The organism is Stappia sp. G46H5W, from assembly GCF_058448995.1.
The window spans coordinates 526,685-550,163 of sequence record NZ_JBZFLL010000002.1 but is presented as its reverse complement, the minus strand read 5'-3'; the positions used below and the strand labels follow the sequence as shown (position 1 = coordinate 550,163).

The 23,479-nt window shown below is 67.8% G+C and carries 19 protein-coding genes; 12 read left to right on the top strand and 7 right to left on the bottom strand.

Annotated features, from left to right (window positions below; all coding sequences use genetic code 11):
- Window positions 1–7: 7 nt before the first annotated feature.
- From ACVJ6E_RS08230 to ACVJ6E_RS08220, 3 genes are read right to left on the bottom strand one after another with little or no spacing between them, the layout of a single operon-like run.
- Window positions 8–2,452, bottom strand: a complete 2,445-nt coding sequence (locus ACVJ6E_RS08230) for an SPOR domain-containing protein (RefSeq protein WP_120267834.1) — start codon at window positions 2,450–2,452, stop codon at window positions 8–10.
- Window positions 2,453–2,512: 60 nt separating this feature from the next.
- On the bottom strand, window positions 2,513–4,279 hold the full coding sequence (argS, locus tag ACVJ6E_RS08225; protein ID WP_067215373.1) for an arginine--tRNA ligase: 1,767 nt from the start codon (window positions 4,277–4,279) through the stop codon (window positions 2,513–2,515).
- Between the two features lie 52 nt (window positions 4,280–4,331).
- The gene (locus ACVJ6E_RS08220) at window positions 4,332–5,549 is read right to left on the bottom strand and encodes a deoxyguanosinetriphosphate triphosphohydrolase (RefSeq protein ID WP_067215375.1); all 1,218 of its coding nucleotides are present in this window, start codon (window positions 5,547–5,549) and stop codon (window positions 4,332–4,334) included.
- Window positions 5,550–5,875: 326 nt separating this feature from the next.
- Between ACVJ6E_RS08220 and ACVJ6E_RS08215 the strand changes: the two genes are divergently transcribed.
- Both ACVJ6E_RS08215 and xth read left to right on the top strand, forming a co-directional pair.
- The gene (locus ACVJ6E_RS08215; RefSeq protein ID WP_083205965.1) at window positions 5,876–6,274 is read left to right on the top strand and encodes a HesB/IscA family protein; all 399 of its coding nucleotides are present in this window, start codon (window positions 5,876–5,878) and stop codon (window positions 6,272–6,274) included.
- 38 nt (window positions 6,275–6,312) lie between these two features.
- Entirely contained in the window at window positions 6,313–7,104 is a 792-nt protein-coding gene (xth, locus tag ACVJ6E_RS08210) for an exodeoxyribonuclease III (RefSeq protein ID WP_120267833.1), read from the top strand.
- 535 nt (window positions 7,105–7,639) lie between these two features.
- Here xth and ACVJ6E_RS08205 read toward each other — a convergent pair.
- Window positions 7,640–7,975: a hypothetical protein gene (locus ACVJ6E_RS08205; RefSeq protein WP_120267832.1), complete on the bottom strand. Its 336-nt coding sequence runs from the start codon at window positions 7,973–7,975 to the stop codon at window positions 7,640–7,642.
- A gap of 290 nt (window positions 7,976–8,265) precedes the next feature.
- On the opposite strand from ACVJ6E_RS08205, the gene ACVJ6E_RS08200 reads away from it, so the two are divergent.
- A complete protein-coding gene (locus ACVJ6E_RS08200) occupies window positions 8,266–8,817 on the top strand; it encodes a DUF805 domain-containing protein (RefSeq protein WP_158592633.1) in 552 nt (183 codons plus the stop codon).
- A 97-nt stretch (window positions 8,818–8,914) separates the two neighbouring features.
- Here the strand turns inward: ACVJ6E_RS08200 and ACVJ6E_RS08195 are convergent, their stop codons facing one another.
- A complete protein-coding gene (locus ACVJ6E_RS08195) occupies window positions 8,915–9,763 on the bottom strand; it encodes a tetratricopeptide repeat protein (protein WP_120267830.1) in 849 nt (282 codons plus the stop codon).
- Window positions 9,764–10,587: 824 nt separating this feature from the next.
- Here ACVJ6E_RS08195 and parE point away from each other — a divergent pair.
- The 6 genes from parE to ACVJ6E_RS08165 all read left to right on the top strand — a co-directional run bounded on the left by parE (window position 10,588) and on the right by ACVJ6E_RS08165 (window position 18,042).
- Complete coding sequence (gene parE / locus ACVJ6E_RS08190; protein WP_120267829.1) at window positions 10,588–12,660, top strand: DNA topoisomerase IV subunit B; 2,073 nt, start codon at window positions 10,588–10,590, stop codon at window positions 12,658–12,660.
- Window positions 12,661–12,842: 182 nt separating this feature from the next.
- Complete coding sequence (locus ACVJ6E_RS08185) at window positions 12,843–13,670, top strand: sulfotransferase family 2 domain-containing protein (protein ID WP_120267828.1); 828 nt, start codon at window positions 12,843–12,845, stop codon at window positions 13,668–13,670.
- A 66-nt stretch (window positions 13,671–13,736) separates the two neighbouring features.
- The gene (locus ACVJ6E_RS08180) at window positions 13,737–14,132 is read left to right on the top strand and encodes a hypothetical protein (RefSeq protein WP_120267827.1); all 396 of its coding nucleotides are present in this window, start codon (window positions 13,737–13,739) and stop codon (window positions 14,130–14,132) included.
- 166 nt (window positions 14,133–14,298) lie between these two features.
- Window positions 14,299–15,933 carry a DEAD/DEAH box helicase gene (locus ACVJ6E_RS08175; protein ID WP_120267826.1) on the top strand — a complete coding sequence of 545 codons (1,635 nt, stop codon included), beginning with the start codon at window positions 14,299–14,301 and terminating at the stop codon, window positions 15,931–15,933.
- A gap of 410 nt (window positions 15,934–16,343) precedes the next feature.
- The gene (locus ACVJ6E_RS08170) at window positions 16,344–17,405 is read left to right on the top strand and encodes a GGDEF domain-containing protein (RefSeq protein ID WP_120267825.1); all 1,062 of its coding nucleotides are present in this window, start codon (window positions 16,344–16,346) and stop codon (window positions 17,403–17,405) included.
- A 160-nt stretch (window positions 17,406–17,565) separates the two neighbouring features.
- Window positions 17,566–18,042, top strand: a complete 477-nt coding sequence (locus ACVJ6E_RS08165; protein WP_120267824.1) for an Lrp/AsnC family transcriptional regulator — start codon at window positions 17,566–17,568, stop codon at window positions 18,040–18,042.
- A gap of 10 nt (window positions 18,043–18,052) precedes the next feature.
- Here ACVJ6E_RS08165 and ACVJ6E_RS08160 read toward each other — a convergent pair whose 3' ends face one another.
- Window positions 18,053–18,922 carry a MurR/RpiR family transcriptional regulator gene (locus tag ACVJ6E_RS08160; protein WP_120267823.1) on the bottom strand — a complete coding sequence of 290 codons (870 nt, stop codon included), beginning with the start codon at window positions 18,920–18,922 and terminating at the stop codon, window positions 18,053–18,055.
- Between the two features lie 284 nt (window positions 18,923–19,206).
- Between ACVJ6E_RS08160 and ACVJ6E_RS08155 the strand changes: the two genes are divergently transcribed.
- The 3 genes from ACVJ6E_RS08155 to ACVJ6E_RS08145 all read left to right on the top strand — a co-directional run bounded on the left by ACVJ6E_RS08155 (window position 19,207) and on the right by ACVJ6E_RS08145 (window position 22,237).
- Window positions 19,207–20,157 (top strand): sugar ABC transporter substrate-binding protein, encoded by a 951-nt coding sequence (locus tag ACVJ6E_RS08155; protein ID WP_120267822.1) that lies wholly within the window; start codon window positions 19,207–19,209, stop codon window positions 20,155–20,157.
- Window positions 20,158–20,285: 128 nt separating this feature from the next.
- On the top strand, window positions 20,286–21,419 hold the full coding sequence (locus ACVJ6E_RS08150) for an ABC transporter permease (protein ID WP_120267821.1): 1,134 nt from the start codon (window positions 20,286–20,288) through the stop codon (window positions 21,417–21,419).
- A gap of 2 nt (window positions 21,420–21,421) precedes the next feature.
- Entirely contained in the window at window positions 21,422–22,237 is an 816-nt protein-coding gene (locus tag ACVJ6E_RS08145; protein ID WP_120267820.1) for an ATP-binding cassette domain-containing protein, read from the top strand.
- 807 nt (window positions 22,238–23,044) lie between these two features.
- Here the strand turns inward: ACVJ6E_RS08145 and ACVJ6E_RS08140 are convergent.
- Window positions 23,045–23,428 carry an NADH:ubiquinone oxidoreductase subunit NDUFA12 gene (locus ACVJ6E_RS08140; protein WP_120267819.1) on the bottom strand — a complete coding sequence of 128 codons (384 nt, stop codon included), beginning with the start codon at window positions 23,426–23,428 and terminating at the stop codon, window positions 23,045–23,047.
- Window positions 23,429–23,479: the final 51 nt, after the last annotated feature.

Below are 23,479 nucleotides of genomic sequence, written 5' to 3'. Positions count from 1 at the left end.
GGGTCCGTCAGTTCCGGCGCACGAAGCAGTCGCCGCCGGCCGACTTCAGCCGCTCGCAGAGCGAGATCGCATCGTCGCGCGAGGACGTGGGGATGCGCACCCGGTAGAAGGTGCCGCGATCGCCGAGATCCGCGCGCTCGATCACCGGCGACACGCCGCCGAGCACCGAGCCGTAGCGCCGCTGCAGATCGCCGAAGGCCGCCTGTGCCTGTTCCTGGGTCCGCTGCGAGGACACCTGCACGATATAGGTGCCGGCCGGGATGGTGCCGGTCGCCGGCGCGGAGGCCTGCGTTGCGGCCGGCTGCTGCGGCTGGGCCGGCGCTGCCGGTGCGGGCGTCGTGCGCGGGGCCTGTGCCGTCAGGTCGAGCGGCGCCTGCGGGCTGCGGACGGGCTCCGCCTGACGCGGCGCGGTCGCGTTGGCCGCCAGCGTGTCGATGTCGCCCGGCTTGGTGCGCGGCACATTCGGGCCGGCCGGGTCGGTGCTGCCATTCGCAGCCGCCGGTGTCCCCGCCTGGGCCGACCTGTCGCCCGACAGCTGGTTCGCCGCACCCGCTGCCGCCTGTCCGGCCGCATCCAGCGTCGAGGTCAGCTGGTTCTGCGCGCCCTCGGCCGTTGCGCTGGTGATCGGCATCGTCGAGACCTGGCGCACGCCGTTCGCATCCGTCGTCGCCTGGCCGCTGGCTGCGGTCGGCTCCTCGGGTCCGGTGCCGGGAATGCGGGCGGTGTCGCCTGCCGGTGCGGCCGGAGCCGAATCCGGAGCAGCCGCCGGTGCATTCCGGCCCGGCGCATCGCCGGAAATGATCGTCCCGTCGGGACGCACGACGACCGTGCGGACCTTGCGCGGACCGGAGGAAACGCCCGGCGCGCCGTCCGTATCGTCGTTTCCGCTCAGCGGAGCCGGCGGAAGAGAGGCGACCGGTGTCTCGTCTTGCAGCACCAGGCGCTCGTCGCTGCCATTGTCGCTGCCGACGCGGTCGTAGATCAGCTTGTTCTGGCCGTCATTCGCGGAGGTCTGGCTGTCGGGATAGACCTTCAGCCCCTCGCCGTCGGCGGTGATCACCGGCGGCGGGCCGCTCATCTCATCGCCGCCCATGTTGGTGAGCGCGAAAACGCCGCCGCCCAGCACCACGACGCCGAGAACGGCCGCAGCCGCGTAGAGGCCACGCTTCGATCTAGCGGCCGGCTCGGCTGCTTCCTGCTCGCGCTCGGAATGGGCCGGCAGCACGCCGTGGCCGCCGAGCTGCGGATCGCCCTCGCGCATGGCCTGCGCCACCTCGTCGAGGTCGTAGCCGCCCGGCGGCGGCGGGGCTTCCGCCTCTCCAGCGAAGATGTCGTCGACCGCCTCGTCGAATTCATCGCGATACCCGGCCGCTCCAACCGCTGCGGCAGTGCCGTAGTGGCGCGCGCCGGGCGCGGCATCCAGGCCCAGCAGGTCGTCATCGTCGGCTTCGCCGGCCTGCCCGTAATCGTCGCGGGCATAGGTCTCGTCGGCGTAGTCCTCGTCGGCATAGTCGTCGCGTGCGGCCTGTGCGGGCTGCGCTGCCGCGCCCCAGGCCGGTTCGGCGGCACGCGGACCGCGCAGGGCCCCGAGAAGCTCGTCCTCCAGCGAGGCAAGCGGATCTGCGGCGGGAGCTGCAGCCGGCTCAGCACTCTCTTCGTCCGCGAAGTCATCGGCGAACTCTTCCGACGCGCCCTCGTCGTAATAGGCGGCCTCGTCCGTCCGCGTTGCCGAGCCCGCCCACAGCTGGGCGGGGGCATAGGCCGGCGCTGCACGCACCTCGCCCGCACGCTGGGCATAGGCGTCGAGCGGCTGTGCCTCTGCCGCTTCCGGCTCGGCATAGTCCTCGTCCGTGTAGCCGTCCTCGGCATAGGCCTGCTCGCCGTAGCCGCCAGCGGATTCGGTGGCGTAATCGTCCTCGGCATAGGCCTGCCGGGCGTAAGGATCATCATTCGGATCGGCCAGCCCCTCGTCGACCAGCGCGCGGTCGGCATAGACCTCGTCCACATAGGGCTGGGGCGCCAGCGCCTCCGCCTCGCGGCGATCCTGCGGGTAGCTGTCGTCGGCAAGGGCCTCCGCCTCGTCCTGCGGATAGGCCTCTCCCTGATCGTCGTATCCCTGGCCCTGATAGCCGTGAGTCGCCGGCTGCGGCGTCTCGTAGGCCTCGGGAGCATAGGTGCCGAAATCGTCGGAAAGCCCGGCCTCGAGCTCGCGGGCCCACGCCTCATGATCGATCAGGTCGCGGGAGGCGTCGTAGCTGCCGCGGGCAGCCGGCGCCTCGCCCTCGGTGCCGAGAGCAACCGGGCGGTAGCGGGCATTGCCTTCGCTGACGATACGGGCCAGCTCGACGAGCGGGTCCTCTTCGAACCCGGCATTGTCCCCGGACTGGCCAGTATTCTCCTGGTATCGATCGCCGCGCTGGTCCTGGACCGGATAGTTCGAGCGACTGGACATGGTGCTAGGGACTTCTCCGCTGACTGCGGCGCGCCTCGCGCACCGGCGATCCATCCCGCCCTATCGCATCTCCTCCGGGGCCTCCACGCCAAGAATGCCAAGGCCGGAGGCAAGAACCAGGGAGATTGCATGTACGAGACCCAGGCGGGCCAGTGTTGTTTGTCGATCTTCAGCGTTAATAAAACGTAATTGCGGCGAATCCTTGCCTTTATTCCATTGCGAATGCAGGGCACTGGCCAGTTCGTGCAGGTAGAACGACACCCGGTGCGGCTCGTGTGCTTCCGCTGCGCTTTCCACCAGACGCGGCCAGGCGGCCAGCTTGGCGGCGATGTCGCGCTCGCCCGAATCGGTGAGCAGCGAGAAGTCAGCCGCTTCAAGAGCTTGCGGCGAAACCGCCTCCGCGCCGAATTCCTCGCCGGCCTGGCGCAACACCGAGCGGCAACGGGCATGGCCGTACTGCACGTAGAAGACCGGGTTGTCCTTCGACTGCTCGGTGACCTTCTGGAAGTCGAAGTCGAGCGGCGCGTCGTTCTTGCGGTAGAGCATCATGAAGCGCACCGGGTCGCGGCCCACCTCTTCCACCACGTCGCGCAGGGTGACGAACTCGCCCGAGCGCTTCGACATGGTCACCTGCTCGCCGCCGCGGAACAGCTTCACCAGCTGGCACAGCCGCACGATCACCTTGGCCTCGCCCTTCGAGATGGCGCGCCCGACGGCCTCCAGCCGCTTGACGTAGCCGCCATGGTCGGCGCCCAGGATGAAGATCATTTCCTTGAAGCCGCGCTCGTATTTCGACAGGAAATACGCAACGTCCGCCGCGAAATACGTGTAGGACCCGTCGGACTTCTTCAACGCGCGGTCGATGTCGTCGCCGAACGCGGTCGCGCGGAACAGCGTCTGCTCGCGGTCTTCCCAGTCGTCCGGCAGCTGGCCCTTCGGCGGCGGCAGCGTGCCCTCGTAGACGAGGTCGCGCGAGCGCAGTTCTTCCAGCATCCGGTCGATCTGCGAGCTGTTGGCCCCGTCGCGGGCATGCAGCGTGCGCTCGGAGAAGAACACTTCGTGCCGCACGTTGAGCAGCGCCAGATCCGCGCGGATCAGATCCATCATCGCGTCGATGGTGGCGTCCTTGACCAGCACCATGCGCTCGCGCTCGTCCATCGCCAGCAGGCGGTCGGCATACTTCTCGACCAGCATCTGCCCGACCGGCACCAGATAGTCGCCCGGATACAGCCCTTCCGGAATCGCGCCGATATCCTCGCCGAGCGCCTCGCGGTAGCGCAGGAACGCGGAGCTCGCCAGCGTGTCGACCTGCGAGCCGGCATCGTTGATGTAGTATTCGCGGGTCACGTCGTAGCCGGCGAAGTCGAGCAGCGAGGCGAGCGCATCGCCCACCACCGCGCCTCGGCAATGGCCCACATGCATCGGCCCGGTCGGGTTGGCCGATACGTATTCGACATTGACCTTCAGCCCGCCGCCCATGGTCGAGCGGCCGTAATCCGTGCCCGCCGCCAGGATCCCGGCCACCACCTTCGCCCACACGCCCTCGGTGAGCCGCAGGTTGATGAAGCCCGGCCCCGCCACCTCGGCGCTGACGATATCGTCGTTTTCCGCCAGCCGTGCCGCCAGCTGTTCGGCGAGCGCGCGCGGGTTGGTCTTCAGCGGCTTGGCCAGCACCATCGCGGCATTGGTGGCCAGATCGCCATGGGCGCTGTCGCGCGGCGGCTCGACCACGCAGCGCTGCAGCAGCTCGGCGCTCACCTCGTCGCCCGGATGCAACTCGCGGATCGCCGTCCGGACGAGGTCGGCATAATGGCTGAAGATGTTCATGTCGGTCTTTCGGTGTCTTGGGCGCAAAACGGGCGAAACGGTCGGCGGCGACCTATCCCAAATCGGGAGTTCGGTCAAACAACCGCGCATGTTCCTCGATGGCGAAACGGTCGGTCATGCCGGCGATGAAGTCGCACACGCGCCGGGCCCGACGCGCCTCGTCGGCCTCGTCGAGGCCGCGTCGCCACTCCTCCGGCATCCGCGCAGGGTCCTCCATGTAGGCGGCGAACAGCTCGCGCACCACCGTCGCGACCTCCCGGCGCACCGCCAGCACCGACTCATGCCGGTAGAGATTCGCAAAGAGGAACGCCTTCACCTGCTTTTCGCGCGCCGTCATGGCAGGCGAGAACGTGACGACCGGCTCGCCCGCCCCGCGAATGTCCTCGACGCTTTGCGGGGCAAGCCGCTCCAGCCGCCGCACCGCCTCGCCGATCACGTCCTCGACCATGCGGGTGATCGAGCGGCGGACGATCTCGTGGATGCGCCGCGCCTCCTCCAGCCCCGGATAGCGTGCATCGACCTCGGCCAGGATGTCGGCGAAGAACGGCACCTCGCCGAGCTGGTCCAGCGACAGCAGTCCGGCGCGCAAGCCGTCGTCGAGATCGTGCGCATCATAGGCGATGTCGTCGGCGATCGCGGCGGCCTGCGCTTCCGCGCTCGGCCAGGTGTCGAGCCGCAGGTCCTGCTTCTGCGCATGCTGGCGGATGGCGAAGGGCAGCCCGGTTTCGGCGAACTTGCCGAGCGGTGTGCCGTCGGCACCCGTCAGCGGGCCGTTGTGCTTCACGAGGCCTTCCAGCGTCTCCCACGACAGGTTCAGCCCGTCGAACTCTGCGTAGCGCCGCTCCAGCAGCGTCACGATGCGCAGGGACTGGGCGTTGTGGTCGAAGCCGCCATAGGGCGCCATGCAGACGTCCATCACGTCCTCGCCCTCATGGCCGAACGGCGTGTGTCCGAGATCGTGCGCCAGCGCCAGGCACTCGGCCAGATCCTCGTCGAGCCGCAGCGCGCGCGCCAGCGAACGGGCGATCTGCGACACCTCGATCGTGTGCGTCAGCCGGGTCCGGAAGTGGTCGCCCTCGTGATAGACGAAGACCTGCGTCTTGTGCTTCAGCCGCCGGAACGCCGTCGAATGGATGATCCGGTCGCGGTCGCGCTGGAACGGCGTGCGCGTCGGGCTTTCCGGTTCGGGCACGAGCCGGCCGACGCTCTGGTCGGGATCGGTGGCGTAGGGCGCGCGCGGCTGGGCTCCATAGCCAAGCGGTGCGGTCATGAGGGCTCCCCGGGTCATTGCGCAGGCGCGTCGCAGGCTGTCCTGCCGGCATCCGGCGCGGGCTCGCGCTGCAGCGCCATCCATGCGAGAGTGTTGACGCATGCTCGCGCTGTTCATACCTATTCGGTAACGCCTTGCACAGGGCGGCATATGCAGCAGTTGCGGAATTTTGCGCGAAAGCCGGCAGGCTTGGCGCCCTTCCGCGCCGAATATGTCGACAGTGCGGGCCGGAATGCCGGGCCTCGACGCCCACGGCCTTCCGCAACCGCAAGCGCCGCCAGCGCTCCCGAGGGGAAGACGCGGCGGCACGAAAGAGAGTGACGACCATGGCCGATCACACTGCATCGACGGCACAGGACACGGCAGCACAGGCACCCGCAGCGCAAGGCGCCGCGGCGGCACAGGGAGTGGAGCTCAGCGACGCCGCCGTGCGCCGCATCGCCCGCATCCTGTCTTCCGAGCCGGCGGGCACCAGCCTGCGCATCTCGGTTGAAGGCGGCGGCTGCTCCGGCTTCCAGTACAAGTACGACCTCGTCACCGAGCAGGAAGAGGGCGACATCGTCCTTGCCCGCGACGGTGCCAGCGTGCTCATCGATCCTGTCTCGCTTCAATACATGGAAGGCGCGGTGATCGATTTCGTCGACGACCTGATGGGCCAGTCGTTCCAGATCCGCAATCCGCTCGCCACCGCCGGCTGCGGCTGCGGCACCAGCTTCGCCATCTGACGGCGATCCCTCTCGCCACGCATCACGGGACAACGCCGTTGAAAATCGCCACCTGGAACATCAACGGCGTCAAGGCGCGCCTGGACACCACGCTTGCCTGGCTGCGCGAGGCGTCGCCCGATGTCGCCTGCCTGCAGGAGATCAAGTCGGTCGACGAGGGTTTCCCGCGCGAGGCCTTCGAGGAGCTCGGCTACCATGTCGAGACCCACGGCCAGAAGGGCTTCAACGGCGTCGCCATTCTCTCGCGCACTCCGGTGAGCGAGGTCCTGCGCGGCCTTCCCGGCGACGACAGCGACGAGCAGGCCCGCTACATCGAGGCGCGGATCGAGACGGAAGACGGCGATGCCCGCCCCTTGCGCGTCGGCTGCCTCTACCTGCCGAACGGCAATCCGCTCGGCACGGAGAAGTTCCCCTACAAGCTCGCCTGGATGCAGCGGCTCATCGCCCATGCCCGTGCGCGCCTTGCCGACGAGGAGCGCTTCCTGCTGCTGGGCGACTACAACGTCATTCCCCAGCCGGTCGACGCACGCAATCCGCAGAACTGGGTAGATGACGCCCTGTTCCAGCCGGAAAGCCGCTCGGCCTTCCGCGCGCTTCTCGGCCTCGGCTTCACCGAGGCTGTGCGCTCGGTCAACACCGACAAGGACGTCTACACTTTCTGGGACTACCAGGCCGGCGCCTGGCAGAAGAACAACGGCATCCGCATCGACCATGTGCTGATGTCGCCGGAAGCGACCGACGCCTTCGAGGGCGCCGGGATCGACGTCCATGTCCGCGGCTGGGAAAAGCCCTCCGACCACGTTCCCGTCTGGGTCCGCCTTGCCGCTTGAGGGCGGCCCCCGCTGCCCGCCTCTCGCCGCGCCTTCCCGCACCCGAAATCTCTCCTTCGTCATCCCGGGCAAGCGAAGCGCGACCCGGGACCGGAGAGCCAAGGGCGTCTGCGGCGGCACTCCTCAACGCCACTCACGACAGCCTTGCGGCAACGCTCAGGCTGTCATCCCGGTTTCGGCGCAGCCGAAGACCGGGATCCAGTAACCTCGAACTGCCCTGCTCAGGCCTCAGCGTTGCCGCAAGCGCCCCTCCTCGGGGCCACCGCTTGCGCAACCCCACACACTCGGGCGGATACTGGATACCTGCCTTCGCAGGTATGACAGCGGTGAAGGTGGCGGTGGGCTTCCGCCTCACACCCGCTGAAGTTGCCAATGGGTCCCGGATCTTCGGCCTTGCGGCCTCGTCCGGGATGACCTTTCGAGAATGACGCGCCGCCTCACATCCCCTCTGCCGTCACCCCGGACGAGCATCGCGAGATCCGGGGCCTATTGGCTTCCAGAGCGGTGGCGACAACGCGCACCCTGAAACCCGCCCCTACCCGCCCGGCAGGCAGAGCGGGGCGGCGGCGAGCGTCAGCGGCGCGCGACCGGAGGTCGGGCACGACCGCTCGAGCGACTCCCATGTGGTGTTGTTGAGGAGCATCGAGCAGCGGGCAAGGCGCGGCCCTTCGGGTCCGCGCAGGCAGACGGTCTCGCCGAGCCTGTAGTTCACCCCGAAATAGCGGCAGGTGCAGTCCGGCCCGCCGTGGGCGCTGGTCTCGGCAACGGCAAGCACGCGTGCGCCCTGCGCCCTGTCGGAGGCGATCTCCACGGCAGAGGACGGGCCGGCAAACGCCAGCAGCAACAGCGCGGCCGATGCCACGCCCGACAAGACCAAACCTGGAAGAGGGAAAGAAGAAACGCGGCCAAACCGGTTTTTAGCGGCGGCTCCCGAAAGAGCCGGCGCCGCCCGCCCGTCACGGGCCCGTTTGATACGGATGCGGGGCAGCCATGTCCTGCGCATGCACCAGCCTAGCACGCAAGGCGGCCCTTCGCGAGCATTCCTTACCCAACGGCAGAGAAAGATTAACCAGGATTGCAGCCGGCGCGCCCCTGCAACCTCTTTTGCAACCATCGCCCTGCTACACTCGGCCCATTGCGACGATAGATATCGGGCCGGGCATGATTTCAGGTTTTTTCAGTCCGCGCGGGCGCATCGCCCGCCGTGAGTGGTGGTGGCGCTACGCAGTCGTGGTCTGCGCATCGGTGCCCTCCACCGTCGTCTACGTGACCTACAAGGATGGCCCGCTGGCCGACATTCCCCCCGCAGCACTGCTGCTCCTGATCGCCAGCTTCCCGTTTCTGTTCTGGACGTCTTTCTGCGTGACGGTTCGCCGCCTGCACGATCTGGGGCGCAGCGCCTGGTGGTGGCTCTGGCTGCTGGTTCCGGTGGTGGGCGGCCCGTTCATCTGGACGATCTGCGGCTTGTTCCCCGGCGAGGACGGACCCAATGCCTATGGGGATCCGCCCGGGGCCAAGGGCGAGGCGCGCGACCGCCAGGACGAGGCCCGGTCCCTGTCGGACGCGGATGTCGACGCGATCTTCGCCCGCCACGCCGCCGAGCGCGCGACCCCGGCTCCCGCGTTCCGCCTGCCGACGGTCGTGGAAAAACGCGCCGTCCCGCCCGCCGGCCTGCCGCGGCAACGGACCTTCGGCAAACGCGGCACCGTCTGACCGGCGGGTCCCTGCCGCAAACGACAACGGACAGGGAAAACCCCTGCCCGCTCTCAAGATGCTGCCGATGAAAGCCGCCGACCGGCGGTCCCGGCCGTTACTGCGTTCTGTCGGCCACCACCGCGCCGTTCTTCGACAGCCAGTTGTCGGCCAATGCGGCGGCCCGGCGACGGACCTTTTCGGAGGCAAGACCGAAGCTGCGCTCCTGCGCCTCGCCGATCCACACGGCATCATTGCCATGCGCCCGGCGCTGGGCGACCGTCAGCCACATCAGCCCGGCGGTGCGGTTCTCGTTTCCGCCGAACTCGCCGTTCGACAGCAGTTCGCCGAGCCGCGCCTGCGCCATCAGGTGGCCCTTCTGGGCGGCCAGCTTCAGCCAGCGCGCGGCCATGTGCGGGTCGCGCTCGGGCTCGTCGAGATACAGCATGCCGAGATGGAACTGGGCATCCGCGTCGCCGAAATAGGAAGCGGCATAGGTGAAGATCTCGCGCGCCCGGGCCACGTTGGGCTCGATCGCGCTGTTGTTGATGCCGGTGAGATAGTAGGAGCCGAGCTCGACAAAGGCGCTCGCGATGAACGGCGCACGCGGCGAACTCGGGCTGTCGTCGGCATATTTGGATGCGATCTGGCGGAAATACTCGAACGCCTTGACGTCGTCTTCCTGTACGCCGTCGCCGCGCGAATACATCCGCCCGAGCTTCCATGCGGCGAGCGGGTGGCCCTGCTCGGCCGCAAAGCGCAAGGAATCGAGCGCCCGCTCCTTCTCGCCGGCATAGTAGAACTGCGCGCCCACGCGCAGCGCCTCGCCGGGCGAGAGATCCTGCGAGGCAGGTGCCGCACCCGACAGCTTGGCGGCGGCTTCAGCGGCCGTTTCCTGGGACTGCGCCGCAAACGGCGCGGTCAGGATGACAGCACACACAAGGCCTGAACCGATGATCCGTATCATTGACCACCTCGCGCCCGCGCCGGGTCGCACGCCTTCATGAGCCGGCCGCAACCGCGGCCGTGTCGCATCGTGAAAGCCCGCCCTTCGCGCAAGCGTCCTGTCCTTTCTTCGCGGATCCGTCGACCGGTCGACCAAGGCTCCAACGCCTTTGCACCCGGGCGGGTCCGTCAGGTTGCGCGGCGCATTTCGGCGCCACGTCCCCCCTGTTGTTTTGCCCCTTGATCCTTGTCCGGAAGGTGACCCTCCCGGATTGCCCGCTTCCAGCCTGCGGCGAACCTGCCAGTCGCCAACTGCCGCCTTGCGGGCCAACTCTTCCCTGACTGTTGCGGAGCCTAAACCGGCAACTGGGCAAGAGTAGGACCGTGTCCGTCACCCCGTCGCCGCAATCGCGGTCTCTGGCATCGGGCACGCTCCACGGTGGCCGTCAAAAGATGGCCGAAACGCGGCATGAGCGCCCCGATTGAGCGCCCCTTGCACGAGTCCGGCAACACTGTTGCAGACTCGTCACAAACGACAAGGCCGGCCTCCGACACCGCTTTGCCCCTCACGCCACGAGAATGTTGAGCAGCGCCGAGACGAGCAGCGCTCCGGCTGCCACCAGGTCGGCCCGACGCGCTACATGACTGGACGAAATGATGTTCATGACGCTTTCCCTCGTGCATGGGCCAAGGCCCCGTGACGACCACGGTGCCCATCATGCCGGCGATCCGTTGAAAAACGGTTGTCTGCGGGGGCCTGAAGGCTTGATCCTTGGCCGAATCCATCGCACTTGGCAGAATCACAGTTGATTCGGGCGCAGCCTGGCGCCCCCGACCGGATAGAGCATGACCACCGAGAACGATCTCTTCGAAGCCGGCGGTGCGCCCGCCCCCGTCAGCAAGGGTCCGCAGGCCGACCCGGCTGGGCGCCCCGCCTCGAGCGCGCCGGCCGCCCGCCGCAGCGCGCCGGCCCGGGCCGAACGGGGCGACGGCTCCGACTACACGGCAGAGCATATCGAGGTGCTGGAAGGGCTGGAGCCGGTGCGCCGGCGGCCCGGCATGTATATCGGCGGCACCGACGAGCGCGCCCTGCACCATCTCTTTGCCGAGGTCATCGACAACTCGATGGACGAGGCGGTCGCCGGCCATGCCAGCTGGATCGAGGTGATGCTGGCAGCCGACGGCAGCCTGACCGTCGTCGACAACGGCCGCGGCATTCCGGTCGACCCGCACCCCAAGCATCGCGACAAGTCCGCGCTAGAGGTCATCATGACCACGCTGCACGCGGGCGGTAAGTTCGACAGCAAGGTCTACGAGACGTCCGGCGGCCTGCACGGCGTCGGCGTCTCCGTGGTCAACGCCCTGTCGCAAGAGCTGACCGTGGAGGTCGCCCGCGCCCGCAAACTCTACCGCCAGGTGTTCCGCCGCGGCGTGCCGGCCGGCCCGCTGGAATGCGTCGGCGACGTGCAGAACCGGCGCGGCACCCTGGTGCGCTTCGTTCCCGACGAGCAGATCTTCGGCAAGGGCGCGGCCTTCAAGGCGGCGCGCCTGTTCAAGATGGCGCGCTCCAAGGCTTATCTCTTCTCCGGCGTCGAGATCCGCTGGCGCTGCGATCCGGCGGTCGCCGAGCGGGAGGGCGTCGAGGCGGAAGCCACCTTCCACTTCCCCGGCGGGCTTCGCGACTATCTCCAGGACGCGCTCGGCAAGGAGCGCCGCGTCATCGACGACACCTTCGCCGGGCGCACCCGCGAGACCGGCCGCCACGGCGCCGTCGAGTGGGCCGTGACCTGGTTCGCCGGCGACGGTTTCATCAATTCCTACTGCAACACCGTGCCCACCCCCGAGGGCGGCACGCACGAGGCGGGCCTGCGCTATGCCCTGCTGCGCGGGCTCAAGGCCTATGCCGAGCTGACCGGCAACAAGAAGGCCGCCGTCATCACCGGCGACGACATCGTCACCTCGGCCGGCGCCATGCTGTCCGTCTTCATCCGCGAGCCGGAATTCGTCGGCCAGACCAAGGACAAGCTGGCGACCTCCGAGGCGACCCGCATCGTCGAGACGGCCGTGCGCGATGCCTTCGACCACTGGCTCACCGCCTCGCCGAACCAGGCCAACAAGCTGCTGGAATGGGTGATCGACCGCGCCGACGAGCGCCTGCGCCGCCGCCAGGAAAAGGACGTCGCCCGCAAGACCGCGGTGCGCAAGCTGCGCCTGCCGGGCAAGCTCGCCGACTGTGCCTCCAACCAGGCGGCCGGCTCGGAACTGTTCATCGTCGAGGGCGATTCGGCCGGCGGCTCCGCCAAGCAGGCCCGCAACCGGCTCAACCAGGCCGTCCTGCCCCTGCGCGGCAAGATCCTCAACGTCGCCAGCGCCGGGCGCGACAAGTTCGTCGCCAACCAGCAGCTCGCCGACCTGATCCAGGCGCTCGGCTGCGGCACGGGCAAGACCTATCGCGATGCCGACCTTCGCTACGAGAAGGTGGTGATCATGACCGACGCCGACGTCGACGGCGCCCATATCGCCTCGCTGCTGATCACCTTCTTCTACCGCGAGATGCCGGAGCTGATCCGCAACGGCCACCTGTACCTCGCCAACCCGCCGCTCTACCGGCTGACCCAGGGCGGGCGCACGCTCTATGCGCGCGACGATGCCCACAAGGACGCGCTGCTCGCCCGCGAGTTCAAGGGCAATGCCAAGGTCGACATCGGCCGCTTCAAGGGCCTCGGCGAGATGCTTCCCGCCCAGCTCAAGGAGACGACGATGGATCCGAAGAAGCGCAGCCTGCTGCGCGTCGAGATCGACAGTCTCGATCCGGAGGCGACCGGCTCGGCCGTGGAACGGCTGATGGGCAACAAGCCCGAGGCGCGTTTCCAGTTCATCCAGGAGAATGCGCGCTTCGCCGAGGAGCTCGACATCTAGGGTTGCAAGGTTCTAAAGGAGCTCTCGACCGTCCGAAAACGTAAAAAATCGTTTTTCGGCCATACAGCTCCTCCAGTATTGCTGGTGAAAGAGCAGCCCCGGCGAACCGCCGGCAGGTGCCCCGCAACCAGGCCCCTCGACGCCCCGGCGTTCCGGGGGCCCAGTCACAGGACGTCGCAGCAGTGCTGAAGGCGATCTTCCACGCCTATCTTCGCCGTCGCCGGCCGCTGCGGGATCACAATTTTCTCGTGCTTCCGCATCTGGGCCTGGCCTATGGCCGCTGCCCGAACTCGGCGAGCGAAGATATTCGCCACGCCCTTTTGCACCTGACATCGAACACCGCGCAGGACCCGTTCGAGGATGACGGGTTCGACGATGGCTTTGACGACGAGTTCGAGGACGATGGCTGCGAAGACGGCTGCCATGATGCGCAAGCCGGCGATGCCTCCGTCTATGCCACCGGCACCCTCGCCTCCTGGGCGGACGGGCTCAACCTCCTGTCCGGGCGTCAGCTCGTACGCCGTCATCCCGGCGCGCTGGTCTTTTCCGTGGTGCGCGATCCGCTGACCCGGCTTGCCGCCTGTTTCCACCGCATGCGAACCGAGACCGCGCCGCCCCCCGGCGCCGACCGCGCCTTCCGCCCCGGCGACGATTTCGCCGGCTTCGTTGCGCGCGTGTGCGCCATGCCGGACTGGAAGAGCCCCAACGCCTACCGCTCGCAGACCGCGATCCTCACCCACAAGGCCCGCCTGCTGCCCTCGCGCGTGCTGCGCCACGAGACCGGCGAGGCCGACTGGCAGGACCTGCGCTCCGAGCTGTCGCAGGCCTGCGGCGTCGACATCGGCCCGCTCCCGGGCATCCGCGATCCCCATGCCGGGGCGATTGCCGCCCTGGTGGCCGAGATCGAGCCGGCGCTACGCCTGTCCGTGCGCCGCCGCTATGCGGCCGACTATCGAAACTTCTATGAGGGCACGACGCTGGCCCTGCCGGTCGTTCCGGCGCACGCCTGACATCATGTGCCGCCCCGCATCCGCCAGGCCGCACGGCCGGACGTCAAACCGCAGGAGGACCCGACCATGACCGCACGTCTCGCCTTCGCTATTGCCGGCCTTGCCGCCTCGCTCATCGTCCTGCCCGCCCTTCCCGTGCGCGCCGACCCGGTGTCGGACATCGTCGCCGCCCTGCCGGGCGAGCTGCAGGGGCTGACCCGCCTGCCCGGGCCGGAGGGCGCGGGCACCTCTTTCGTCGTCGCCCGCGAGACCTCGCGCGACCGGCTTTTCGTGCTGCGCGAAGGCAAGGCTCCGGTCGAGGTTTCCGAGGCGGGCGAGCTGGCCGCGCGCGTGGCCGGACTGCGCAGCGAGGCGGACCCGCACGGCGTCGTCGCCTTCGTCGACATGGGCGACACCACTTATGAGCTGTTTCTGGAAAACGACGATACTGCTGGTTACCTGTTTCAACCGGCAAGTAACTGACCCGCGCCGCGTCGGGCGATCCTGAGCGAAATTCTTGGCAAGAACGGTGCTGCGACTGTGTGTCATTGACAATTTATTTTGAAACTGTAGTGTGCGCGCCAAAGTGCCAACCCTTCAGGACGCTGTCGGGGCCTGGCTTTCGTCCCTGTCATACCATCAAGGTCATATGTCCTTTTCCTCACTTGGACTGAGCGAGAAAGTGCTCGCTGCCGTTGAAGCGGCCGGCTACACCGAACCCACCGCCATTCAGGCTGCTGCCATCCCGCACGTGCTGCAGAAGCGCGACGTGTTGGGTCTCGCCCAGACCGGTACAGGCAAGACCGCCTCCTTCACCCTGCCGATGCTGACGCTGCTCGAAAAGGGCCGCGCCAGGGCTCGCATGCCGCGCACGCTCATTCTCGAGCCGACGCGCGAGCTCGCCGCCCAGGTGGAAGAGAACTTCAACAAGTACGGCATCAACCACAAGCTCAACGTGGCGCTCCTGATCGGCGGCACCTCGTTCGGCGACCAGGACAAGAAGCTGGACCGCGGCGTCGACGTGCTGATCGCCACGCCGGGCCGCCTGCTCGACCATACCGAGCGCGGCAAGCTGCTGCTGCAGGGCGTCGACATTCTCGTCATCGACGAGGCCGACCGCATGCTCGACATGGGCTTCATCCCGGACATCGAGCGGATCTGCAAGCTGATCCCCTTCACCCGCCAGACCCTGTTCTTCTCGGCCACCATGCCGCCGGAGATCCAGCGTCTCGTCGACACGTTCCTGCACAATCCGGCCCGCGTCGAGGTGGCCCGCGCCTCCTCCACCGCCGAGACCGTGACGCAGAACATCGTCGCCTCGGGCTCCAAGGACTTCGACAAGCGCGCCACGCTGCGCCGCATGATCGACCAGGCCGAGAACCTCACCAACGCGATCATCTTCTGCAACCGCAAGCGCGACGTGCAGACCGTGTTCCGTTCGCTGCAGCGGCACGAGTACTCGGTCGGCGCGCTGCATGGCGACATGGACCAGCGCTCGCGCATGGCAACGCTGGAGCAGTTCCGCAAGAACGAGCTGACCCTGCTGGTGGCCAGCGACGTGGCCGCCCGCGGCCTCGACATTCCCGCCGTCAGCCACGTCTACAACTACGACATTCCGACCCATGCGGAGGACTATGTCCACCGCATCGGCCGCACCGGCCGCGCCGGCCGCAGCGGCGTCGCCATCACCCTGGTGACGCCCGGCGACCAGAAGTACCTGCAGGCGATCGAGAAGCTGATCGAGCGCAAGATCCCCTGGCTCGACGAAGAGATCGACTTCTCCGCGGAGGCGGCCGATCGTCCGCGCCGCGGCGGCCGCTCCTCCTCTTCCGGCCGTGGCCGCAAGGCCGAGGCGGAAGCGTCGTCGGACGAGGCCGCCGCCGAGCGTCCCGCTCGCAAGCGTCGCAGCGCGGCGAAGAGCGAGACCAAGGACGACGCCAAGGCCGAGAGCAAGCCCGCACGCGGCGCCGACAAGGCCGAAGCCAAGACGGCCGAGGCGAAGCAGCCCGCTGCCGAGCCGGTGGCCGAGGCCAGGCCCGCAGCCGAAAAGCCCGTGTCCTCCGGTCGCTCCGGCGGCGGTGAGCAGCGCAATGCGCCGCGCGACCGCGCACCGCGCCGCGACCAGAATGCCGCTCCCTCGCGTGAGCGTTCCGGCGGCAAGGGCGGCTCCGACAACCGCCGTGGCGGCAACCGCCGCCGGCAGGACGACGACGAGCCGGTCATCGGCCTCGGCGATCACGTCCCGGCCTTCCTGCTGCGCGAGATCCGTCCCTCCAAGGGCTGATTCTGCAGCATCTTCTCCGCCGGACAGACACAGGGCAGGCCTCGCGCCTGCCCTTTTCTTTTGGCCCCGCCCTTTTTCTTGAGGCCTTGCCGGGGCCGCCCGCGTGCCGTCCATCCGGCACAAGATGCCGGGTCATTCTTTCCCACCACAGCAAAATGCAACCGAAAACCGGCAGAACGGCTCCGCGCATCCTGCCGCGCAACTTCGCGTGATTGGCGAAATTCTGCGCGTGAAAGTTGCGCCGGCCGTTTTTACGGAATAATCCGCCTTTCGACGCCGGATTCCGTTGACGGAACTTTAAGATAAGCTTAACCGTGCCTTAAGGCTTAAATGACAATTGTACAAACTACATTGAGTTTCGAGGTCGCGTGCATCCTCCTGGCACAAAACCGAGACGTGTGGAACATCGCATGGCCCAGGAAGACGATCACAAGCGCACCATCGTCTACGGTGACGCAGCCCTCAAATATATCCGCAAGAATGTCTTGCCGGCTTATCCGCGTTTCTATGAGCTCTGGTACACCTATGCGGCGGGTTTCAATCATTCGCTGAACCGCGCGGTCAACGAGATCGTCGGCGCCAAGGGCACCGTCACCACCGAACAATTGCAGCAGATCTACAACAGCTTCCTGTCGCCGACGAAACTTGGCGACCGCATCGACGAGGTCGGCGAGAAGCTGTCCGACGAGATCCGCGACATGGTCGACATGCTCGGCCAGAGCGTTGAGTCCGTCACCGAATACGGCCAGTCGCTGGAAGGCGCGCAAGCCCAGCTGGAGACGCTGCAGGACCCGCAACAGCTCAAGCAGCTGGTCGCCCATCTGCTGCTCGCCACCCGCAACACCGCCGGCTCGAACCGCCAGCTCGAAGGCCAGCTCATCGAGTCGCGGCGCCAGATCGAGGAGCTGCAGGAGAGCCTGGAGGCGATCCGCTACGAGTCGCTCACCGACGAGCTGACCACGCTCAGCAACCGCCGGCATTTCGATCACACGATCGAGCGGATGGTGAAGGACGCCTCGCAGAGCCAGGAGCCGCTGTCGCTGCTGCTCACCGACATCGACCATTTCAAGAAGTTCAACGACACCTACGGCCACCAGACCGGCGACCAGGTGCTCCGTCTTGTCGCCCTCGCGGTCAAGCAGAACGTCAAGGGCCATGACGTCGCCTGCCGCTATGGCGGCGAGGAATTCGCCATCCTGCTGCCGCACACCTCGCTGCGCCAGGCGGTCACCGTCGCCGAGCACATCCGCCGCGCGGTGCTGTCCAAGGAGCTGGTCAAGCGCTCCACCGGCGAGAATCTCGGCCGCATCACCATTTCCATCGGCGTCTCGACCTTCCGCGGCAACGACACCCCGCAGTCGATGATCGCACGCGCCGACACCGCGCTCTACGCGGCCAAGGACGCCGGGCGCAATCTGGTGCGCTGCGAGAGCGACCCCGACGTCGAGGCCGACGACACCCGCGTCGCCTGACTGATGTCGCCTGACTGACGGGGCCAGCGCCCCGCCAGCCCCCCTTCCGTCTCTGCCCTGCCCTCTCGTCCGCCTTGCTCAGCGGCCTTGGCGATTCCTCCGGACCTGCCGACGCACTGCCGCTATAACCGGCAGATCGACGGAAAACGGACGGATCGTCATGACCACAGGCCGGGATGCGCTGGACCGCAAGCTGATCGCCTTGCTGCAGATGAATGCTCGCATGCCGACGGCGGATATCGCCCGGCGGCTCGGCGTCGCCCGCTCCACCGTGCATGAGCGCATCGCCCGGCTGGAGCGCACCGGGGCGATTGCCGGCTATACGGCCGTCCTTGCCCGCCCCGACACCGGCACCACGGTCCGCGCCCTCGTCATGCTGGCGGTCGAGCAGCAGCAGATGCGCGAGACGATCCGCCGGTTGGCGAGTTTTCCCGAGATCCGCACCTGCCTGACCATTGCCGGCGAGTTCGACATCTTCCTGGTGGTGGAGGCGCCGCAGCTGGAGGATCTCGACGAGGCGCTAGACGAGATCGCCGTGGTGCCCGGCGTGCGCCGCTCGCAATCCTCCATCGTGCTCGCCTCGAAGTTCGACCGCAGCCCGGCGACGATGCCCCCGGGCGCGCCCGTCGCCGGCTAGCCGGCCGGCCTCAGCTCGCCTGGCCCACCCCGTCGCGGCGCATTTCTGCGGCCGCCACGCACAGGGCCATGGCAAGGCACAGCGTACCGGACAGCGAGCGGAAGGCGCCGAGGTCGGCCTCCGCCACCTCCACCACAACCTTTGCCGACTGGATCAGCGGCGAGAACGGCGAATCCGTCAGCGCCAGCACCGGCACGCCGCGCGCGGCCGCCGCATTGGCGACATCCACCGTCAGCGAGGCGTAGGGGGTGAAGCTCACCGCCACCATCAGGTCCTGCGGGCCGGCGGCCGAGGCCTGCTCGGGGCCGAGCGAGGCGAGATTGTCGACCAGCACCGCCGCCATGCCGAGCTTCGACAGCGCGTAAGCCATATAGGCGGAGACCGGGAAGGCGCGGCGCTGCGCCACCAGATAGATCACCCGGGCGCGCGCCATCGCGCGTGCCGCCTCGTCCATCACGTCCGGGGCGAGCGAGTTGCGCATGCGCAGCAGCGAGGCGACGGCCGTGTCGACGAAATCGCCGAACAGCGCGTGGGCGCCATGGCTGTCGCCGCTGCGCCGCCGCAGCACTTCCAACCGCTCGTCATAGTCCGGCCAGCGCTCGCGCAGCCGGGCGCGAAACACGTCCTGCAGCTCCGAAAAGCCCTGATAGCCGAGCGACTGGGCAAAGCGCACCAGCGTCGAGGGCTGCACGCCGGCCTGCTCGGCGATCACCGCCACCGTGCCGAAGGTCACGTCGTCCGGCCGGTCGACCGCAAAGGCCGCGACCTGGGCCAGGCGCTTGGGCATCGCCGGCTTCTTCTCGATCAAGAGCGCCCGCAATCCGTCGTAGTCGCGCGGCGGCACCGCCCCATCGGCCGCCTCGGCATCCTTGTCGCTCATCGGCGTCCTCCCTTGCTCGCCCCGGTCCCGGTTTTCCTCGCGCGCACGCCGCCTCGCGTCGTCTGACGCTGCGGCGCGGCCGATTTCAGCTTGACACCGTCAAACCATAAATGGAATAAAAATTCCATATGATGCGTTTTGGAATGCGTCATTCTGATTTTTCCGGAGGGCGCGCGGGAGGCGCGGACAGCCGGGAAACGCCTCGTGCGAGGCCGGCGACCGGTCGGCGGGCGGGAGCGGAAGAGGTCAGGAGCCCCGCATGCGGGGCAATGGGAGGAAGACACATGAAACGTTTCGTCGCTCGTCTGCTGACGGCTGCCGCCGTCGTCGGTCTGGCAGCCTCTGCCGGCACTGCGCCGGCAACGGCGCAGGATATCAACATTATCGTGGTTAGCCACGGCCAGGCGTCCGATCCGTTCTGGTCGGTGGTCAAGAACGGCGTCGCCAAGGCCGGCGAGGACATGGGCGTCACGGTCGATTACCGCGCGCCGGAGACCTTCGACATGGTGGCGATGGCCCAGCTCATCGATGCCGCCGTCAACCAGGAGCCGGCCGGGCTGATCGTCTCGATCCCTGACGGCGATGCGCTCGGCGATTCGATCCGCAAGGCGGTCTCCGCCGGCATTCCGGTCATCTCGATGAATTCCGGCTCCGACGTGTCGGCCTCGCTCGGCGCGGCGCTCCATGTCGGCCAGGAAGAATACGACGCAGGCAAGAAGGCCGGCGAGGCACTCGCCGAGATGGGCGGCAAGAAGGGCCTTTGCGTCAACCACGAGGTCGGCAACGTCTCGCTCGACCAGCGTTGCCAGGGCTTTGCCGACGGCTTCGGCGGCTCGGTCTCCGTGCTGCCGACCACCAACGACCCGGCCGAGATCCTCGCCAAGGTGAAGGCCGCGCTCGCCTCCGACGGCGATGTCGACACGGTGATCGCGCTCAGCGCCTCGCTCGGCGGCGAGCCCAGCCTGCAGGCGGTCAAGGACAGCGGCATGCTGGAGCAGGTCAAGGTCGCCACCTTCGACATGTCGGCGAACTTCCTGCAGGCGGTTGCCGATGGCGAGGCCGCCTTCGCCATCGACCAGCAGCAGTTCCTGCAGGGCTACCTGCCGGTGGTGTTCCTGGCCAACCATGCCCGCTTCGGCCTGATGCCGGGCGGCAATGTCGCCTCGGGCCCGAACCTGATCACCAAGGAAAAGGCCGGCCAGGTCGTCGAGCTGTCCGCCCAGGGCATTCGTTGATCCGGCGCTGATCCGGCATTCGCCGACGCAAGACCTTGCCGGTTCGCCCGGTGGGGCGCGGCCACCCGGCTGCGCCCTGCCTGGCCCGGCTGCGGCTTTCGATATCCGGCATCTTGAGGACAGGTTCGATGAGTGAAGCACAGGCGACCGCCCCTTCCGGCAACACCGGGGGCGAGAGCGCGGACGAGCGGCTGAGAAAGACGGGGCTGGCGACCAGGCTGTTGCGCCGGCCGGAGCTCGGCGCGCTGGCGGGTCTCGTTCTGGTCACCCTCTTCTTCGTCACGGTGGCCAATCCGGCGATGTTCTCGCTCGCCGGCGTCATGAACTTCATGGCCCCCGCCGCCCAGCTCGGCATTCTCGCCATCGGCGCGGCGCTGCTGATGGTCGGCGGCGAGTTCGACCTGTCGGTCGGCTCGATGGTCGCCTTTGCCGGCCTTGCCTTCGGTACGGTGCTGGTGGTGTGGGACATGCCGCTCATCGTCGCCATTGCCGCGACGCTGGCCTTTGCCGCCGGCATCGGCGCGATCAACGGCCAGATCGTGCTGCGCACCGGCCTGCCCTCCTTCATCGTCACGCTGGCCTTCCTGTTCATCCTGCGTGGCCTCACCCTGGTCGGGCTGAAATGGGCGACCGGCGGGTCCACCCAGCTGCGCGGCGTCAAGGAGGTGGCCGGCGACGGGCCGGTGCTGCAGCTGTTCTCGGGCGATGCCTTCGAAGGCCTGTTCGCCTGGCTCGCCGCCAACGACTATATCGAGACCTTCCGAAACGGCACGCCCAAGGTCACCGGCGTTCCGGTCGAGATCCTGTGGTTCGCGGCCATCGCGCTCGTGGCCACCTGGGTGCTGCTGCGCACCCGCTTCGGCAACTGGATCTTCGCCGCCGGCGGCGATGCGGCTGCCGCGCGCAATTCCGGCGTTCCGGTCACGCGGGTCAAGACCATCCTGTTCATGGTGACCGCCATGTGCGCGGCGCTGGTCGCCATCCTCACCGTGCTTGATGCCGGCTCCACCGATGCCCGCCGCGGCTTCCAGAAGGAGTTCGAGGCGATCATCGCGGCGGTGATCGGCGGCTGCCTGCTGACCGGCGGCTACGGCTCGGCCATCGGCGCCTTCTTCGGCGCCATCATCTTCGGCATGGTGCTGATCGGCCTCACCTATACCGACATCGACCAGGACTGGTACCTGGTGTTCCTCGGCGGGATGCTGCTGATCGCGGTGCTGTTCAACAATTACATCCGCAAGCGGGCAACGGGGGAGCGCTGACCATGGCCGCGACAGCTCTTGCACATTCGGACCCGGCACCGTCCGTTCCGCTGATCGAGGTGCGCGACCTCGTCAAGCATTTCGGCTCGGTCATCGCGCTCGGCGGCATCTCGATGAAGGTGCATGCCGGCGAGGTTCTGTGCCTGCTCGGCGACAACGGCGCCGGCAAGTCGACGCTGATCAAGACGCTCTCGGGCGTGCATCGGCCGACCGCGGGCACCTTCCTCGTCAGTGGCCGGGAGGTCGCCTTCGACAGCCCGCGCGACGCGCTCGATGCCGGCATCGCCACCGTCTACCAGGACCTGGCGATGATCCCGCTGATGTCGATCACCCGCAATTTCTTCATGGGCCGCGAGCCGCTCAAGGGCGTCTGGCCGTTCCGGCACATGGACATGGTCCATGCGGACACGGTGACGCGCGAGGAGATGCGGCGCATCGGCATCGACGTGCGCGACCCGCAGCAGGCGGTCGGCACCTTGTCGGGCGGCGAGCGGCAATGCGTGGCGATCGCCCGGGCAGTCTATTTCGGCGCCAAGGTGCTGATCCTCGACGAGCCGACCTCGGCGCTCGGCGTCGCCCAGACCTCGATGGTGCTGAAATACATCAATCAGGTGCGGGCCAAGGGGCTCGGGGTGATCTTCATCACCCACAATGTCCGCCACGCCCATGCGGTCGGCGACCGCTTCACCGTGCTCAACCGCGGGCGCACGCTCGGCACCCACACGCGCGGCGAGATCACCATCGACGAGCTGCAGAACCTGATGGCCGGCGGCAAGGAGCTGCAGGACCTCGGCGCCGATCTCGGCGGCACGGTCTGACGGAAGGGAGAGGCACGACCTCCCATCCCCTCTGCCGTCACCCCCGGCCAAGCGAAGCGCGAGCCGGGGCCCATTGGCTGCCAGAGCGGCAGCGTCCCTTGCACTGCCTTCGCCCCTCGTCATCAACTCGGCAAGGAATGCACGTCGTCCGTCCCACCCACAGGATGTCATCCCGGTTTCGGCGAAGCCGAAGACCGGGATCCAGTAACCCGAGCGGTTCGAGACAGACCTCGGCATTGCCGCCGGAACTTCAGCGGCTTCTGCCTTCGCGCCACCATCCGCCCCCGGCGGATACTGGATACCTGCCTTCGCAGGTATGACAGTCGTTGAGATGGCGCTTCCCTCCACCTCATACCCGCAGAGGGTACCAATGGATCCCGGCTCTCCGGCTTTGCCTGCGGCCGGGATGACGGCCTGAGCGAGTGGCACGGACTCCCATCCCCTCTGCCGTCACCCCCGGCCAAGCGAAGCGCGAGCCGGGGCCCATTGGCTGCCAGAGCGGTTGCGTCCCTTGCACCGCCTTCGCCGTCGTCATCCCGCACCGCCCTCTCCTTTCGTCATCCCGGCCGCAGAGCCGGGATCGGAGAGCCGAGGGCCCATCGACGGCACTCCGGCACGACCCCGCGACCACCTTGGCTCTCCGGTTCCGGGTCGCGCTTCGCTTGCCCGGAATGACGCGAGGAAAGGCATTCCCCCACGCCGACCGCAGTCAGCCGACCGAGCGCCCAAAACAAAAACGCCGGCCACGAAGGCCGGCGTTCTTTCAATTCGTTACGGCAGGATCTTCACCTGCTGCATGAAGCAATGTCAGCCTTCCGGCGTCCAGGCCTGGTAGTCGCCCGAAACCTTCGGCCGGCTCTCGGCCGTCAGGATCGAGCCCTTCGGACGGTAGGCCTCATGCGAGCCGGTGCGGTTTCCGTGATGCGGCGCCTCCCAGGCGCGGGCCGTGTAGTCGGCCTCGGTCGGCGGCGTGTCGGTGCGGTGGTGCATCCAGCCGTGCCAGCCGGGAGGAATCATCGAGGCCTCGGCCAGGCCGTTGTAGATCACCCAGCGGCGGTTGCCGCCGCGCTCGCGATAGTAGGCGTTGCCGAACTCGTCCTTGCCGACGAACTCGCCCTTGCGCCAGGTAAAGAAGCGCGTACCCCAGGTCGCGCTGTTCCACCAGGTGAAGAATTGCAGCAGCGTTTTCATCGAAGGCGGCGTCCCGGTTTGTCTGTCTGGCTTTCGCATAGCGCACCCTCG